The sequence below is a fragment of the Klebsiella terrigena genome, from assembly GCF_006539725.1.
GTDB classification, from domain to species: Bacteria; Pseudomonadota; Gammaproteobacteria; order Enterobacterales; family Enterobacteriaceae; genus Klebsiella; species Klebsiella terrigena.
The window spans coordinates 121,747-139,244 of the sequence record NZ_BJNO01000008.1; the positions used below are offsets into that span (position 1 = coordinate 121,747).

The 17,498-nt window shown below is 57.7% G+C and carries 11 protein-coding genes; 2 read left to right on the forward strand and 9 right to left on the reverse strand.

Annotation, left to right across the window (positions count from 1 at the left end):
- The first annotated feature begins 46 nt into the window (after window positions 1-46).
- On the forward strand, window positions 47-1,156 hold the full coding sequence (locus tag RTE01_RS11845) for an SDR family oxidoreductase (protein WP_041146972.1): 1,110 nt from the start codon (window positions 47-49) through the stop codon (window positions 1,154-1,156).
- A gap of 68 nt (window positions 1,157-1,224) precedes the next feature.
- On the opposite strand, the gene eno is transcribed toward RTE01_RS11845, so the two are convergent.
- The 5 genes from eno to rlmD all read right to left on the reverse strand — a co-directional run bounded on the left by eno (window position 1,225) and on the right by rlmD (window position 9,110).
- A complete protein-coding gene (gene eno, locus RTE01_RS11850) occupies window positions 1,225-2,523 on the reverse strand; it encodes a phosphopyruvate hydratase (RefSeq protein ID WP_041146973.1) in 1,299 nt (432 codons plus the stop codon).
- A gap of 80 nt (window positions 2,524-2,603) precedes the next feature.
- Window positions 2,604-4,241: a glutamine hydrolyzing CTP synthase gene (gene pyrG / locus RTE01_RS11855; RefSeq protein ID WP_041146974.1), complete on the reverse strand. Its 1,638-nt coding sequence runs from the start codon at window positions 4,239-4,241 to the stop codon at window positions 2,604-2,606.
- A 224-nt stretch (window positions 4,242-4,465) separates the two neighbouring features.
- Window positions 4,466-5,257, reverse strand: a complete 792-nt coding sequence (gene mazG / locus RTE01_RS11860; protein WP_041146975.1) for a nucleoside triphosphate pyrophosphohydrolase — start codon at window positions 5,255-5,257, stop codon at window positions 4,466-4,468.
- A gap of 143 nt (window positions 5,258-5,400) precedes the next feature.
- Window positions 5,401-7,638, reverse strand: coding sequence for a GTP diphosphokinase (gene relA / locus RTE01_RS11865; RefSeq protein ID WP_041146976.1), 2,238 nt, complete (start codon window positions 7,636-7,638; stop codon window positions 5,401-5,403).
- Between the two features lie 131 nt (window positions 7,639-7,769).
- Window positions 7,770-9,110 (reverse strand): 23S rRNA (uracil(1939)-C(5))-methyltransferase RlmD, encoded by a 1,341-nt coding sequence (gene rlmD, locus RTE01_RS11870; RefSeq protein WP_041146977.1) that lies wholly within the window; start codon window positions 9,108-9,110, stop codon window positions 7,770-7,772.
- Window positions 9,111-9,166: 56 nt separating this feature from the next.
- Between rlmD and barA the strand changes: the two genes are divergently transcribed.
- On the forward strand, window positions 9,167-11,920 hold the full coding sequence (gene barA, locus RTE01_RS11875; protein WP_041146978.1) for a two-component sensor histidine kinase BarA: 2,754 nt from the start codon (window positions 9,167-9,169) through the stop codon (window positions 11,918-11,920).
- A gap of 50 nt (window positions 11,921-11,970) precedes the next feature.
- On the opposite strand, the gene RTE01_RS11880 is transcribed toward barA, so the two are convergent.
- From RTE01_RS11880 to gudP, 4 genes are all read right to left on the reverse strand, one after another.
- On the reverse strand, window positions 11,971-13,110 hold the full coding sequence (locus RTE01_RS11880) for a glycerate kinase (protein ID WP_141335048.1): 1,140 nt from the start codon (window positions 13,108-13,110) through the stop codon (window positions 11,971-11,973).
- Between the two features lie 70 nt (window positions 13,111-13,180).
- The gene (gene gudD, locus RTE01_RS11885) at window positions 13,181-14,521 is read right to left on the reverse strand and encodes a glucarate dehydratase (protein WP_041146980.1); all 1,341 of its coding nucleotides are present in this window, start codon (window positions 14,519-14,521) and stop codon (window positions 13,181-13,183) included.
- An 18-nt stretch (window positions 14,522-14,539) separates the two neighbouring features.
- A complete protein-coding gene (locus RTE01_RS11890; protein WP_123552068.1) occupies window positions 14,540-15,880 on the reverse strand; it encodes an enolase C-terminal domain-like protein in 1,341 nt (446 codons plus the stop codon).
- A gap of 2 nt (window positions 15,881-15,882) precedes the next feature.
- Window positions 15,883-17,235, reverse strand: coding sequence for a galactarate/glucarate/glycerate transporter GudP (gene gudP, locus RTE01_RS11895; protein WP_041146982.1), 1,353 nt, complete (start codon window positions 17,233-17,235; stop codon window positions 15,883-15,885).
- Window positions 17,236-17,498 lie beyond the last annotated feature (263 nt).

A 17,498-nucleotide genomic window follows, 5' to 3' on the forward strand; every position in this document is an offset into this window, starting at 1 on the left:
TAGCCCGCCTAGAATCCACTCGACTAACCATGATGAGACTGTATCCATGAATACATTATTAATAACAGGCGTTACCGGATTTCTGGGTGGAGCAGTTCTAGAGAATATCCTGAATCAAAAAAATGGGGTTAATCTGCTGCTTTTAGTTCGTGCCGATAATGGTGAAGCAGCGCTTGCCCGGGTTAAAGACAATCTGCGTAAATTCAATATCGCCGAGGAGACGCTGGCGACGCTGAGTACCCGGCACATACTGCTGGGTGATTTGGCGAATCCAGAAGGATTCCTTGCCGATCCGCGCCTCGACGGCGTCACCCACGTGCTCAACTGCGCCGCCGTCGCCTCGTTCGGCAACAATCCGCTGATCTGGAAAGTCAACGTTGAGGGGACGCTCCGCTTTGCCCAGCGCATGGCCGAGGTCTCCGGGCTGCAGCGCTTCCTGCACGTTGGCACGGCAATGTCGTGCTCGCCGGAGCCTGATTCTCTGGTTGCGGAAAGCGCCGAATTCCGCGAACGCGCCGAGCACCTTGTGGAGTACACGCACTCTAAATCGACCATCGAGCGGCTGATGCAGCAGGAGTGCCCGACGCTCCCGCTGACTATCGCCCGCCCTTCTATCGTCGTCGGCCATACCCATCACGGCTGCCAGCCCTCCAGCAGCATCTTCTGGGTATTCAGCATGGGCCTGATGCTGCAAAAGTTCATGTGTTCGATGGAGGACAGGATTGATGTTATTCCCGTTGATTACTGTGCCGACGCGCTGCTGATGCTGCTCGACAGCCCGCTGGCTCGTGGAGAAGTGGTGCATATTTCGGCGGGGGAGGAAAATAGCGTCAAGTTTGCCGAGATTGACAGCGCGATGGCCTCAGCGCTGGAGCGTCTGCCGGTCGGCGACAGCTATGCCCAGGTGAGCTACGAGACGCTGGTTAAGATGCGCCGTGAGCTAAAAGATATCTTTGGTCCGTGCAACGAGCGCCTGATGCTCAAAGCCATGCGCCTGTACGGCGCGTTCGCCACGCTTAACGTCCGCTTCAGTAACGATAAGCTGCTGAGTATGGGGATGCCCAAACCGCCGCGCTTTACCGATTACATTGACCGCTGCGTGCAAACGACCCGCGGGCTTTCTATTCCGCAACAGATGGCCGTCGACTTTAAATAATCGCCGGTCTGCGGACAAAAAAAATGCCAGTCCGCAGACTGGCATTTTTATATCAGATAAAGACGGGCTTATGCCTGACCTTTGATCTCTTTACGACCGTTGTACGGTGCTTTTTCGCCCAGAGCTTCTTCGATACGAATCAGCTGGTTGTATTTAGCAACGCGGTCAGAACGGCTCATAGAACCGGTTTTGATCTGGCCTGCAGCGGTACCAACAGCCAGGTCAGCGATGGTAGCGTCTTCAGTTTCGCCTGAACGGTGAGAGATAACGGCAGTGTAGCCAGCGTCTTTCGCCATTTTGATCGCAGCCAGAGTTTCGGTCAGAGAACCGATCTGGTTGAATTTGATCAGGATGGAGTTAACGATGCCTTTGTCGATACCTTCTTTCAGGATCTTGGTGTTGGTTACGAACAGATCGTCACCAACCAGCTGGATTTTGTCGCCCAGAACTTTAGTCTGGTATGCAAAGCCGTCCCAGTCAGATTCGTCCAGACCGTCTTCGATAGAGACGATCGGGTACTGTTTGGTCAGGTCTTCCAGGAAGTGAGTGAACTCTTCAGAGGTGAACGCTTTGTTGCCTTCGCCGGCCAGAACGTATTTACCGTCTTTGTAGAATTCAGAAGCCGCACAGTCCATCGCCAGAGTGATGTCGGTGCCCAGCTCGTAGCCAGCAGCTTTAACCGCTTCAGCGATAACTGCCAGAGCTTCAGCGTTGGAGCCCAGGTTCGGCGCGTAGCCGCCTTCGTCACCTACTGCAGTGTTCATGCCTTTAGCTTTCAGAACTTTAGCCAGGTTATGGAACACTTCAGAACCCATACGTACGGCTTCTTTCAGGGATTTAGCGCCAACCGGCTGAATCATAAATTCCTGGATGTCGACGTTGTTGTCCGCGTGCTCGCCACCGTTGATGATGTTCATCATCGGAACCGGCATGGAGTATTTGCCCGGGGTACCGTTCAGCTCAGCGATGTGTTCGAACAGCGGCTGACCTTTAGCAGCTGCTGCTGCCTTGGCGTTCGCCAGGGACACGGCCAGGATTGCGTTCGCACCGAAGTTAGATTTGTTTTCAGTACCGTCCAGATCGATCATGATCTTGTCGATGCCAGCCTGGTCTTTGGCGTCTTTGCCAAGGATTGCCTGAGCGATCGGGCCGTTAACCGCGCCAACAGCTTTCAGTACGCCTTTGCCCATGAAACGGGATTTGTCGCCATCGCGCAGTTCCAGCGCTTCGCGGGAACCAGTAGAAGCACCTGACGGAGCTGCTGCCATACCAACGAAACCACCTTCCAGGTGTACTTCGGCTTCAACAGTCGGGTTACCACGGGAGTCGATGATTTCACGACCGATGACTTTAACGATTTTGGACATTAGATTTTCCTCAGTACAAGTTAAACTAAAACTCCAGACAAACAATGCACCCGGATGGGTGCATTGCCGTTCTAACTCTTTTACTTCGCCTGACGCTTCTGGTACTCGCTTGCCGCTTTCACAAAACCAGCGAACAGCGGATGACCATCACGCGGTGTAGAAGTAAACTCCGGGTGGAACTGGCAGGCAACAAACCACGGATGGTTCGGCACCTCGATGATCTCGACCAACTGATCGTCCCCGGAACGGCCCGCAACGCGCAGGCCCGCATTTTCAATAGGTTTCAACAACATGTTGTTGACTTCATAACGGTGGCGATGGCGCTCGGTGATTGTCGGCTCGCCGTACAGCTGGCGTACCAGGCTATCTTCGTCCAGCTGACACTGCTGCGCGCCCAGGCGCATGGTGCCACCGAGATCGCTTCTCTCGGTACGGACTTCGACGTTGCCTTCTTCATCACGCCATTCGGTAATGAGCGCCACAACCGGGAACTTACAGTCTGGCACAAATTCCGTGGAGTTGGCGTTCTCCATCCCCGCTACGTTGCGCGCGAACTCAATCAGCGCAACCTGCATACCCAGGCAGATACCCAGATATGGAATATTGTTTTCACGCGCAAAGCGCGCGGTGGCAATCTTACCTTCAACGCCGCGGTAGCCGAAGCCGCCCGGGATCAGGATAGCATCTAAATTCTTCAGAATTTCAACGCCGCGCGTTTCCACATCCTGCGAATCAATCAGCTTGATGTTAACGGTCACGCGATTTTTCAGACCGCCGTGTTTCAGCGCTTCAATCACCGATTTGTAGGCATCCGGCAGCTCAATGTACTTACCGACCATACCGATGGTGACTTCGCCTGCCGGGTTAGCTTCTTCGTAGATAACCTGTTCCCATTCGGCCAGGTTTGCTTCCGGACAGTTCAAGCTGAATCGTTTACAAATATAATCGTCCAGACCCTGAGATTTCAACAGGCCCGGAATTTTATAAATGGAATCGACATCTTTCAGAGAAATAACGGCCTTTTCCGGGACGTTACAGAACAATGCAATTTTAGCACGTTCGTTCGCCGGGACCGCCCGATCGGAGCGACAGATCAGAATATCTGGCTGAATACCGATAGAAAGCAGCTCTTTTACGGAGTGCTGAGTCGGTTTGGTTTTGACTTCACCGGCTGCTGCCATGTATGGCACCAGGGTCAAATGCATGAACAGGGTATGCTCGCGGCCAATTTCTACCGCCATCTGACGGATAGCTTCGAGGAACGGCAGGGATTCGATATCACCGACGGTACCGCCGATTTCAACCAGCACCACGTCGTGACCTTCGCCACCGGCAAGCACGCGCTCTTTGATTGCATTCGTAATGTGCGGAATAACCTGTACGGTTGCGCCCAGGTAATCACCACGGCGCTCTTTGCGCAGGACGTCGGAGTAAATACGACCCGTAGTGAAGTTATTGCGGCGGCTCATTTTGGTGCGGATGAAACGCTCGTAATGGCCCAGGTCCAGGTCGGTTTCAGCGCCGTCTTCAGTAACGAACACTTCCCCGTGTTGGATAGGACTCATGGTACCCGGATCGACGTTGATGTACGGATCCAGTTTCATCATGGTCACGTTAAGCCCACGGGCCTCGAGAATAGCTGCGAGGGATGCTGCGGCAATGCCTTTACCCAGAGAGGATACGACCCCGCCGGTCACAAAAATATAGTTCGTTGTCATGCTGAACCTGAGAAGTTAGGGTGAAACGATGGAATAACCAGGACGGGAAAGTAGTATACCCGAACACGACGAGCGCCACAAACTTTCATTACTCCGTCTCCTTTCCAGGTCATGACAAACATAGGGAGTGAGAAAATAGCCCCTTTTGGGTAAATGTTTTTGACGCAAATCAAGCGCTTGTCATTTAAAAAATCACACAAATAGCGCTTGATCACGAAAACTCGTTAGAGATCAGTTTCCTGCCGCTTTACCTCTTGCCACACTTCTTCCATGGTATCGAGGTCCACGCCGGTCATCTCCAGCCCGCGAGCGCTCACAATGCGCTCAACTTCGCGGAAGCGACGCTCAAATTTCAGGTTGGCTTTTTGCAGCGCGGTTTCGGCTTTGACGCCTAAATGACGGGATAAATTGACCGTTGCAAACAGCAGGTCGCCGACTTCCTCCTCCAGTTTAGCTTCATCTACCACCGCCTGCTGCACTTCGTGCATCACCTCATCGATCTCCTCGTGCACCTTGTCCAGCACCGGGCCGAGCGAGGTCCAGTCAAAGCCCACTCCCGAGCAGCGCTTCTGTATTTTATGCGCGCGCATCAGCGCCGGCAGGCTGTGCGGAATATCATCCAGCGCGGAGTGCTGGGATTTTTCCGCCCGCTCGGCGCTTTTTATCTCTTCCCAGCGCGCCAGCACTTCGCTGCTGGTACCGGCGCTGGCATCGCCGAAGATATGCGGATGGCGGCGCTCCAGCTTGTCGCTGATAGCCGCGCAAACGTCGTCAAAGGCAAAGCGCCCCTCTTCCTGCGCCATCTGGGCGTAGAACACCACCTGGAACAGCAGGTCTCCCAGCTCGCCGCGCAGATCGTCAAAATCTTCGCGGGCGATAGCGTCCAGCACTTCGTAGGTTTCTTCGAGGGTATAGGGGGCAATGGTGGCAAAGGTCTGCTCTTTGTCCCACGGGCAGCCGGTTTCCGGGTCGCGCAGGCGTTGCATAATGCCGAGCAGGCGGTCGATTTGAGTCATGGTGATTCCTTGCAAAATTACGCGTATTTCCCCTCACCCACCCCGTTTAGTCAGAAAACCGCAGCCCGATGCCGGCAGCGCCGGGGCCGAGCCAGAGGCAACCTCTCCCTGCCGGGAGAGGTTGGTGGTGAAGGGGAGAGAAATTAGCCGCCGTGCAGGCGGCGGGCATCAATAACGTCCGGCACCTGGTTCAGCTTGCCGAGCACGCGGCCCAGCACCTGCAGGTTATAGATTTCGATATTCATATCGATGGTGGCCAGCTGCTGTTTGGTATCGCTACGGCTGGCAACGCCCAGCACGTTGACCTTCTCGTTGGCGAGGATGGTGGTGATATCGCGCAGCAGCCCGCTGCGATCGTTGGCGACCACGCGCACCACCAGCGAGTAGCCCGCCGAATAGCTCTCTCCCCAGACCGCATCCACGATCCGCTCCGGCGCGTGCGACTGCAGCTCCGCCAGCTGATCGCAGTCTGCCCGGTGCACCGAGATCCCGCGTCCCTGGGTGATAAAGCCGACGATCTCATCGCCGGGGATCGGCTGACAGCAGCGTGCGATGTGGTGCATCAGATTACCAACGCCTTCCACAACCACCCGACCGTTGTCTTTGCTGCGATTCTGCGGCGCCCAGCTCTTCTGCTGCAGCTGCTTCAGCGCCGCCGCATCCTGCTCGGCCGCGCTCGGCTTATTGAACTGCGCCTGCAGGAAGTTGACCATCTGGTTAAGGCGAATATCTCCGCCGCCAATGGCCGCCAGCAGCTCATCCAGCTCGTTGAAGTTGTAGCGCGGCAGCAGATGCTTTTCTGCGTCCTTCAGGCTGATGCCGAGATGCTCAAGCTCATCGTCAAGGATCTGCCGCCCGGCGATAATATTTTTGTCGCGATCCTGCTTGCGGAACCAGGCGTGAATTTTCGAGCGCCCGCGGCTGGTGGTGACGTAGCCAAGGTTCGGGTTCAGCCAGTCGCGGCTTGGGTTGGGCTGCTTCTGGGTGATGATTTCAATCTGATCGCCCATTTGCAGCTGATAGGTAAACGGCACAATGCGTCCGCTGATTTTCGCCCCGATGCAGCGATGCCCGACGTCGCTGTGGATGTGGTAGGCGAAATCGAGCGGCGTCGAGCCGGCGGGTAAATCGACAACGTCGCCTTTCGGCGTAAAGACGTATACCCGGTCGTCAAAGACCTGGCTACGCACTTCATCCAGCATTTCGCCAGAATCCGCCATCTCTTCCTGCCAGGCGATCAGCTTACGCAGCCAGGCGATACGATCTTCGTAACCGCGGCCGCCGCCCACCACTGCGCCAGCACCCTCTTTGTACTTCCAGTGCGCGGCGACGCCCAGCTCGGCATCCTCATGCATCTGGCGAGTACGAATTTGAATTTCCACCGTTTTGCCGCCGGGACCGAGCACCACGGTATGAATAGACTGGTAGCCGTTCGGTTTTGGGTTAGCGACGTAATCATCGAACTCATCCGGCAGATGACGATAGTGAGTATGTACTATCCCCAACGCGGCGTAGCAGTCCTGCAGGCGCTCAGCGACGATACGCACCGCCCGCACGTCAAACAGCTCATCAAAGGTGAGATGCTTTTTCTGCATTTTGCGCCAGATGCTGTAGATGTGCTTCGGCCGACCGTACACTTCGGCCTTAACGCCTTCCGTTTTCATTTCTGAGCGCAGGTGGCCGACGAACTCGTCAATGTAGTGTTCGCGGTCGATTCGCCGCTCGTGCAGCAGCTTGGCGATGCGCTTATATTCGTCCGGATGCAGATAGCGGAAGCAGTAATCCTCCAGCTCCCACTTCAGCTGGCCGATCCCTAAACGGTTGGCCAGCGGGGCGTAGATATTGGTGCACTCTTTTGCCGCCAGTACACGCTCATCTTCAGGCTCGTCTTTGACTTCCCGCAGGTGGGCGATACGTTCGGCGAGCTTGATGACCACGCAGCGGAAATCGTCGACCATCGCCAGCAGCATGCGGCGAATGTTATCCACCTGTTCTGAGGAGACGGAGTCGGTATGGGTGGCCTTGAGCTGGCGGATGGCCGCCATGTCGCGTACGCCGTGGATCAGGGTCACCACCGATTTACCGACGCTCTCCTGCATCACCTCTTCGCTGACGACCTCACCGTCCGCCAGCGGGAACAGCATCGCGGCCCGCAGCGTATCGATGTCCATGCTCAATGTGGAGAGAATTTCTACCATCTCCACGCCGCGCCATAGCAGGATATCCGCACGCGGATGCCCCTGCGTTTGCTCGCGACAATAGTCCCAGGTTTCGGCTAAGCGTTCACACGACTGCTGGCTGGAAATTCCCAGACTCGCGATCCATTTATTCGGGTCAAATTCACCAGCTTTATTTAGATGTGCACTTCTTACCGCAACCATTGTCCTCTCCTTAAGGGACCTGGCCTGCCGAAGTCGGCAAGCCTCAACTTTTACACGTCATCCTGCAAACCGTGTCGCGTCGGCGCCTGTCCGCTCACCTCAGTTTCTGGGCTAAGCGGGCCGCTGAGGATTTACTCTACTGCCGCCTCGATGCGATTCGTATGATTTTGTGCAAGCTTGTGCTCAAACAGCACCATTGATTCCAGATGCCCGGTATGCGGGAACATATCCAGCATCGCCAGGCGTTGGATTTCATACCCCGCCGCTAAAAGCAGTTCGCTATCGCGCGCCAGCGTCGCCGGGTTACAGGAGACATAGACTACGCGCTGCGGGGCTAATTTTATAATGTGTAACATCACGCCAGGCGCACCGGCTCTTGCCGGATCGAGCAGTATTTTATCAAAGCCATGCTGCGCCCAGGCCTGGCGCGTCACGTCCTCTTCCAGATTTTCATGGAAGAATGTGACGTTATGCAGATGGTTAAGCGCGGCGTTCTCACGCCCCTTTTCCACCAGAGCAGGAACGCCCTCAACGCCCACAACCTGCGCTGCGCGCTGCGCCAGCGGTAGGGTAAAATTGCCCATTCCGCAGAACAGATCCAGCACCCGGTCCTGCGGCTGAATATCCAGCCACTCGAGGGCCGTGCGCACCATCAGCTGATTAACGCCGTCGTTAACCTGAATAAAGTCGCGCGGACTGAACACTAAGCGTAGTCCGTCTGACGTATACCATGGCGCTTCGCCGCTAATATGTTCAAGTATCTCGCTTTGCGGCGCGAGGTACAGGGAAAGACCGTGAGATTGCGAAAATCGTTCCAGTTTTTCTTTATCGCCGGCGGGCAGCGCTGCGGTATGACGCAATACCATCAGCGGCCCGTTATCGGCCTGCACCAGCTCAACGTGGCCCAGCTGACGCACGGATTTCAGACTGCTCAGACATTCGCGCACCGCCGGCAGCAATGCCTCAAGAGTGGGCACCAAAACGGGGCACTGCACCACTTCGACAATGTCGTTGGAGCTGGCCTGGCGAAAGCCCATGCGTAATTGTTGGGTCTTTGGCTGATAATTCAAGCTCAGGCGCGCGCGTCGACGATAGCCCCACGGCGAAGCGGCTATAATCTCATCGACATCGCGTTTCATCAGGCGGCCGAGCGCGGCGCGTTTGCTTTGCTGCTGCAGCTCAACGCTGGCATGCTGCTGCTGGCAGCCGCCGCAGACGCCAAAATGCGGGCAGCGCGGCGTCTGGCGCTGCGGGCTGTCGTTGAGGCGGCGTTTTACCGTGGCGTGCGCGTACTGTTTTTTCTCGTCAACCAGCACGACCTCAGCCTGCTCCTGCGGCAGCAGGCCGCGAACAAACAGCGCTTTTCCCTGGTGACGCGCAACGCCCTGACCAAAGGGATCGAGGTCATTGACTGTAACGGTTATGATCTGGCGCGTCGTCACACGCCGTTTTGCAGAGTAGAATTGCGCCATCGTAGAGATTTGTCTCAATAAATATACTGACTCTTATTCTCCCATAACGGAACCGCATGACCAACTACAGCCTACGTGCTCGCATGATGATTCTTATTCTGGCACCCACCGTACTTATTGGTTTGCTGCTCAGTATTTTCTTCGTCGCCCATCGCTATCACGACCTGCAGCGGCAGCTGGAAGACGCCGGAGCCAGTATTATCGAGCCTCTGGCGGTCTCCAGCGAATACGGCATGAATTTGCAAAACCGCGAATCTATCGGGCAGCTGATAAGCGTGCTGCACCGCCGCCACTCGGATATTGTGCGCGCAATTTCGATCTATGATTCGCAAAATAAGCTCTTTGTGACCTCCAATTTTCAGCTTAACCCCAGCGAGCTGCGGCTGGAAAAAGGGGCAAAGTTCCCCCACCAGCTCAGCGTGACCCGCAAAGGCGACGTGATGATTTTGCGTACCCCTATCATCTCGGAGAGCTATTCGCCCGATGAGTCGCCGGTGACCGATGCCAAAATGCCCGGCAACATGCTGGGCTACGTGGCCCTCGAGCTGGATCTGAAATCGGTACGCCTGCAGCAGTACAAAGAGATTTTTATCTCCAGCGTCATGATGCTGTTTTGTATCGGGATTGCGCTGATTTTCGGCTGGCGGCTGATGCGGGACGTCACCGGGCCGATCCGCAATATGGTGAATACCGTTGACCGCATTCGCCGCGGGCAGCTGGATAGCCGCGTCGAAGGGTTTATGCTCGGCGAGCTGGATATGCTGAAGAACGGCATCAACTCCATGGCGATGTCGCTGGCGGCCTACCATGAAGAGATGCAGCACAATATCGATCAGGCGACGTCCGATCTGCGCGAAACCCTCGAGCAAATGGAGATCCAAAACGTGGAGCTGGATCTGGCGAAAAAACGCGCTCAGGAAGCCGCGCGTATCAAATCAGAGTTCCTCGCCAATATGTCCCACGAGCTGCGTACGCCGCTGAACGGCGTGATTGGCTTTACCCGCCTGACGCTGAAAACCGATTTAAACACCACCCAGCGCGATCATCTGACTACCATCGAGCGCTCCGCCAACAACCTGCTGGCAATCATCAACGACGTGCTCGACTTCTCCAAACTGGAGGCCGGGAAGCTTATTCTCGAGAGCATCCCGTTCCTGCTGCGCAATTCGCTGGATGAGGTAGTGACCCTGCTGGCGCACTCGGCGCACGATAAAGGGCTGGAGCTGACGCTCAACATCAAAAATGACGTGCCGGATAATATTATCGGCGACCCGCTGCGCCTGCAGCAGATCATCACTAACCTGGTGGGCAACGCCATCAAGTTCACCGAGCACGGGAATATCGACGTGCTGGTGGAGCAGCGCGCCATCAGCAACTCCCGGGTGCAGATCGAGATTCAAATCCACGATACCGGGATCGGCATTCCGGAGCGCGACCAGTCGCGGCTGTTCCAGGCCTTCCGCCAGGCCGATGCCAGCATCTCCCGCCGTCACGGCGGCACCGGGCTGGGGCTGGTGATTACCCAGCGGCTGGTGAAGGAGATGGGGGGTGATATCTCCTTCCACAGCCAGCCTAATCGCGGCTCGACCTTCTGGTTCCATATCAGCCTCGACCTTAACCCGAACGCCATTCCCGACAGCCCGCTGACCGACTGCCTGCGGGGGAAAACGCTGGCCTATATCGAAGCCAACGCCGCGGCGGCCCAGTGCACGATGGAGCTGCTGGCTAACACGCCGCTGGAGGTGGTCTACAGCCCGACGTTTTCCGCTCTGCCGGAGGCGCATTACGACATTCTGCTGGCCGGTATTCCGGTTTCCATGCGCGACCTTAACCAGCAAAAGGATAAGCTCACCAAAGCCTGTTCGATGGCCGATAATTTACTTCTCGCGCTCCCCTGCCACGCGCAGATCAACGCCGAAGCGCTGAAGCGCGAGGGCGTGGCCGCCTGCCTGCTTAAACCGCTGACCTCAACCCGGCTCCTCCCTGCGCTAACGGCCTCCTGTCGGACGCAGCCCGCGGTGATGTTGACGCATACGGACAGCAGCAAGCTGCCGATGACGGTGATGGCGGTTGACGATAATCCGGCCAACCTGAAGCTTATCGGCGTGCTGCTGGAGGACCTGGTCCAGAACGTTACGCTCTGCGAGAGCGGCCAGCGCTCCGTAGAGCTGGCCAAGCAGATGCAGCTGGATCTGGTGCTGATGGATATTCAGATGCCGGACATGGACGGCATTCGCGCCTGCGAGCTCATCCGCCACCTCCCTCACCACCAGCAAACGCCGGTCATCGCGGTCACGGCCCACGCGCTGGAGGGACAAAAAGAGAAGCTGCTGAGCGCCGGCATGAACGATTACCTGGCAAAACCGATTGAAGAGGACAAGCTGCACAGCCTGCTGCTGCGCTATCAGCCGGGGATGCACGCCGCCGCCCCGCTGGCGGCCGAAGTGGTTGAACCCCCGGTCGATCATAACGTGACCCTCAGTTGGCAGCTTGCGCTGCGGCAGGCGGCGATGAAGCCAGACCTGGCGCGGGAGATGCTGCAGATGCTGATCGCCTTTATGCCAGAGGTGCGTAACAAGGTTGAAGAGCAGCTGGTGGGCGAAGCGCCGGAAGGGTTGCTGGATTTGATTCATAAGCTTCACGGAAGCTGCAGCTACAGCGGCGTGCCGCGGCTGAAGAAGCTGTGTCAGACCATCGAGAGCCAGCTGCGCGCGGGAACCGCCGCCGAAGATCTGGAGCCCGAGCTTCTGGAACTGCTGGATGAGATGGATAACGTCACGCGGGAAGCCTGCAAGCTAATGGGCATCTAGCCCCGGCAGCTCTGCGGGCCCAGGCAGCAGCCCGGCCCCGCGGAGCGCGGCTACAGTTTTTGCCCCATTTTCAGTATCGCCGCCACGTTGCGCGCCGTCATGCGCACGTTATCGGCGGCATTTTCCAGCGCCTCTTCGAGGGTGCAGACCGAATAGAGCACGCTGAAAACCGCATCCAGTCCGTGCTGATGCACAACGCCCACGTCCGCAGTCAGGCTGCCGGCAATGCCAATCACCGGGATGTTGTAGCTTTTCGCCACCTTAGCCACCCCAACCGGCACCTTGCCGTGAATAGTCTGGCTGTCAATGCGCCCCTCTCCGGTGATAACCAGGTCGGCGTCCGCCACCCGCTCCGAGAGGTGCAGGGCGTCGGTCACAATCTCAATCCCCGGGCGCAGCTTCGCCCCGCAAAACGCGTAGAGCGCGGCGCCCATTCCGCCCGCCGCGCCGCCGCCCTCAAGGTGCAGGACATCAATGCCGAGATCGCGATGAATAATTTGCGCGAAATGCGTCAGCGCGCGATCGAGGCGGGCGATCATCTCCGCCGTCGCCCCTTTCTGCGGGCCAAATACCGCCGTCGCACCTTCCGGGCCGGTGAGCGGGTTGGTCACGTCGCAGGCAACCTCGATGCGGCAATCCGTTAAGCGTTGATCCAGCTCGCTGAGGTCAATCTTCGCCAGCGCCTCCAGCGCCGCGCCGCCGGCCGCTAGCTGCCGATTATCTTCCGTCAGCAGCTTGCCGCCCAGCGCCTGCACCATCCCGGCGCCGCCGTCGTTAGTGGCGCTGCCGCCGATGCCGATAATAATCTGCTTCACGCCGCTGTCCAGCGCGTGGCGGATCAGCTCCCCGGTCCCCCAGCTGGTGGTGAGCAGCGGATTACGGCGCGCCGGCGGTACGCTCTCCAGGCCGCTGGCCGCCGCCATTTCGATATAGGCGCAGCGTTCGTCGCCGGAAAGGCCGTAAAACGCGTTCACCGGCTCGCCGAGCGGGCCGGTAACGGCAGCCCGCACCAGATGCCCCTGAGTGGCGGCGACCATCGCTTCGACGGTCCCCTCCCCGCCGTCGGCGACCGGTAGCTTGAGGTATTCTGCATCGGGATAAATCTCCCTGAACCCCTGCTCTATCGCGGTCGCTACGCCCAGCGCACTCAGGCTCTCCTTGTATGAATCTGGTGCAATGACTATTTTCATAAGCTGTCCTTAACATGAACACAAGCCAGATAGCAAAAAGCGACCGGCCCCCGCAGGAGCCGGTTTGTCCTCAGCGCACCATGCACGGGCGCTTGTTATTAAACGTCCACTCCGGGATCAGGTACTGCATCGCCATCGCATCGTCGCGAGCGCCCAGGCCGTGCTTTTTATACAGCTCATTAGCCAGCATAACGCGGTCCATGTCGAGCTCTACGCCAAGGCCTGGCGTCGAAGGTACCTGCACCATACCACCTTTGATCTCAAAAGGTTGTCGGGTCAAACGCTGGTTCCCTTCCTGCCAGATCCAGTGGGTATCAATGGCGGTGATCTTACCCGGTGCCGCCGCCGCAACGTGGGTGAACATCGCCAGCGAGATATCAAAATGGTTATTGGAGTGCGAACCCCAGGTCAGGCCAAACTCATGGCACATCTGGGCAACCCGCACCGATCCCTGCATGGTCCAGAAGTGCGGATCGGCCAGCGGGATATCAACCGACTGCAGCGACAGGGTGTGCCCCATCTGCCGCCAGTCGGTGGCAATCATATTGGTCGCCGTCGGCAGACCGGTCGCGCGGCGGAATTCAGCCATCACCTCACGGCCGGAGTAGCCCTGCTCGGCCCCGCACGGATCTTCCGCGTAGGCCAGCACGCCTTTCAGCTGTTTACCAATGGCGATGGCTTCGTCGAGCAGCCAGGCGCCGTTCGGGTCAAGCGTTACCCGCGCCTGCGGGAAGCGCTTCGCCAGCGCGACGATAGACTCGGCCTCCTCCTCGCCGGCCAGCACGCCGCCTTTGAGTTTGAAATCGTTGAAGCCGTACTTCTCATAGGCCGCTTCCGCCAGGCGCACGACGGCGTCCGGGGTCATGGCCTCTTCGTGGCGCAGCCGATACCAGTCACACTTCTCATCCGTCTGGCTCTGGTAGGCCAGCGGCGTGGCCTGACGGTTGCCGACGAAGAACAGATAGCCAAGCATTTCCACTTCGCTACGCTGCTGCCCGTCGCCCAGCAGTGAAGCCACGTTCACCCCAAGGTGCTGCCCAAGCAGGTCCAGCAGCGCCGCTTCAATCCCGGTTACCACATGAATAGTGGTACGCAGGTCAAAGGTTTGCAAACCGCGGCCGCCGGCATCGCGGTCGGCAAACTGCTGGCGAACGGCACCCAGCACATTTTTGTATTCGCCGAGAGTTTTGCCGACAACCAGCGCCGCGGCATCCTCCAGGGTCTGGCGGATTTTCTCGCCGCCAGGAATTTCGCCCACCCCGGTGTGACCCGAGTTATCTTTAATAATCACGATATTGCGGGTGAAGTACGGCGCGTGCGCGCCGCTGAGATTCATCAGCATGCTGTCGTGACCGGCCACCGGGATAACCTGCATAGAGGTGACTACCGGCGTTGAGAATTGCGTCGTCATGATTGAATCCTTTTCTAATTAATTGCGGCCGAAAACGGGACGTTTGCGGTCAAATTTCCAACCCGGGATCAGGTATTGCATTGGGGCGGCGTCGTTACGCGCCCCTCCGGGCAGCGTCTTATAGGCCTCGTGCGCCTTTTGCACCTGCTCCCAGTCCAGTTCCACGCCCAGACCCGGCGCGTCAGGTACGGCAATCCTGCCGTTTTCAATCTGCAGCGGATTTTTGGTCAGGCGGCAGTCGCCCTCCTGCCAAATCCAGTGGGTATCGATGGCGGTCGGATTGCCCGGCGCCGCCGCGCCGACGTGGGTAAACATAGCCAGTGAAATATCGAAGTGGTTATTTGAGTGGCAGCCCCACGTCAGCCCCCAGTCATCGCACAGCTGCGCGACCCGCACCGCGCCGGACAAGGTCCAGAAGTGCGGATCGGCGAGCGGGATATCCACCGCGTTGAGCATCACCGCGTGCCCCATTTCACGCCAGTTAGTGGCAATCATATTGGTTGCTACCGGCAGCCCGGTGGCGCGGCGGAATTCCGCCATTACCTCGCGACCGGAAAAGCCCTGTTCGGCGCCGCAGGGATCTTCGGCGTAGGTCAGCACGTCCTGCAGACCTTTGCAGAGTTCAATGGCTTCATCCAGCAGCCAGGCGCCGTTGGGATCGACGGTAATACGCGCATCCGGGAACCGTTTTTTCAGCGCGCGAGCGGTATCAATCTCCTGCTCGCCCGGCAGCACGCCACCCTTAAGCTTGAAGTCTTTAAAGCCGTAGCGCTCCTGGGCGGCCTCAGCGAGGCGGACCACCGCTTCGCTGCTCAGCGCTTCCTGATGCCGCAGGTGGTACCAGTCGTGCTGGCCTGGAGTAGTCTCCAGGTACGGCAGATCCGTTTTCTGGCGATCGCCGATATAGAAGAGATAGCCCAGAACGGTGACCGCGTCGCGCTGTTTGCCCGGCCCCAGCAGCTCGCACACCGGGACATTCAGCGCTTTGCCCAGCAGATCCAGCAGCGCAGCCTCCAGCGCCGCGACTGCGTTAACCCGCAGTTCGAAGGTCCAGGCGCCGTTTCCGAAAGTGTCGAAATCCGCCGCCTGATTGCCTTTATGCACCTGCTGAACCACCTTGTTCAGGCGCGCAATTTCCTGCCCCAGCACCTGCGGAATCGCGTCCACCAGCGTCTGGTAGATAACTTCACCGCCGGGGGCCTCGCCGATGCCGGTGTTGCCTGCGCTGTCGGTGAGTACCACGATATTGCGGGTAAACCAGGCGCCGTGCGCGCCGCCGATATTCAGCAGCATACTGTCATGCCCGGCCACCGGGATCACCTTCATATCGGTGACGACTGGAGTCGATTGTGTATTCATCGTTAGCGCTCCCCTACAGGCTTCAGTTCGATACGTTTAATATCTCCCACCAGCACCAGGTAGCTCAGTACCGCCACCAGCGCATGCACCCCGACATAAATCAGCGCCCCGTTGAACGAGCCCGTCGTCCCGACGATGTAGCCGATGGCAATAGGCGTGACGATACCGGAGATATTGCCGAACATATTGAACAGACCGCCGGAGAGGCCGCTTATCTCTTTCGGCGCGGTATCCGCCATCACCGCCCAGCCCAGCGCGCCGATGCCCTTGCCGAAGAAGGCCATCGCCATAAAGCCGATAATCATCCATTCCGCGTTAACGTAGTTACAGAACACCATTACCATCGACAGCAGCATGCCAAGCACGATGGGGGTCTTGCGGGCAATATTCAGCGAGCCGGTGCGGCGCATCAGCCAGTCGGAGATAATGCCGCCTAAGACGCCGCCGACAAAGCCGCAGATGGCGGGAACGGAGGCGACAAACCCGGCTTTCAGAATCGACATGCCGCGCGCCTGCACCAGATAGACCGGGAACCAGGTGATAAAGAAGTAGGTCAACGCGTTGATGCAGTACTGGCCGATGTAGATCCCGACCATCATTCGCGATCCGATCAGCTGTTTGATCTGTCCCCACTTTTCACTGAACGGCACCTTCTGCGCGTTTTTCTTCTGATCCATATTGATCAGCGCCCCGCCGGCGGCGATATAGTCCAGCTCTTTTTGGTTCACGCCGGGGTGCTGATTCGGCTCGTGGATCACTTTCAACCACACGAAGCTAATCACGATCCCCAGTCCTCCCATAAAGAAGAAGACGTGCGACCAGCCGACTTCGTGGGTCAGCCAGCCCATGATCGGCGCGAAGATAACGGTGGCAAAGTACTGGGCGGAGTTAAAAATAGAGACCGCGGTGCCTCTCTCCTGCGCCGGGAACCAGGCCGCGACGATGCGGCTATTGCCGGGAAAGGATGGCGCTTCCGCTAAGCCGACGAGGAATCGCAGGGTAAACAGCGCGATGATGATGCCAAAACCGCTAAAGATATCGACGAAACCCTGCAAGAGGGTAAACATCGACCAAATGAAGATCGACCAAAAATAGACCCGTTTTGAGCCAAAGCGATCGAGCAGCCAACCGCCGGGGATCTGACCAATAACGTAGGCCCATGAGAACGCAGAGAAAACGTAGCCCATTCCCACCGCGTCGAGGCCAATATCTTTGGCCATTTCCGAGCCGGCAATCGACAGCGTCGCGCGGTCGCCGTAGTTAAAAGAGGTGACGATAAACAGCATCACCACTATCCAGTAGCGGGCGTTGGTGCGTTTTTCCGCGCCGCTCGCCGCCTGACTTAATGTACTCATTGTTGCACTCCTGAATCATAGCAATTAGCTACGTTCATTCTGAACAGCACAACCTGTAGGGTAGTCAGAATGACGTGTTAGTGTTTTCGTTTTATCTGGCATTTTGCTTTTTCAAACTGGCAGGAAAAGTATAAAAAGAGGACATGGCTGGCTCACCGTGCACATACACAGCTTTGCGGGACGTGCTGAAATCGATTTATGGCTTATGCCTAATCAGATGGGGGGTAGTTCACGGAAATGAAAAGCAACCGCCGGTTAGCGCT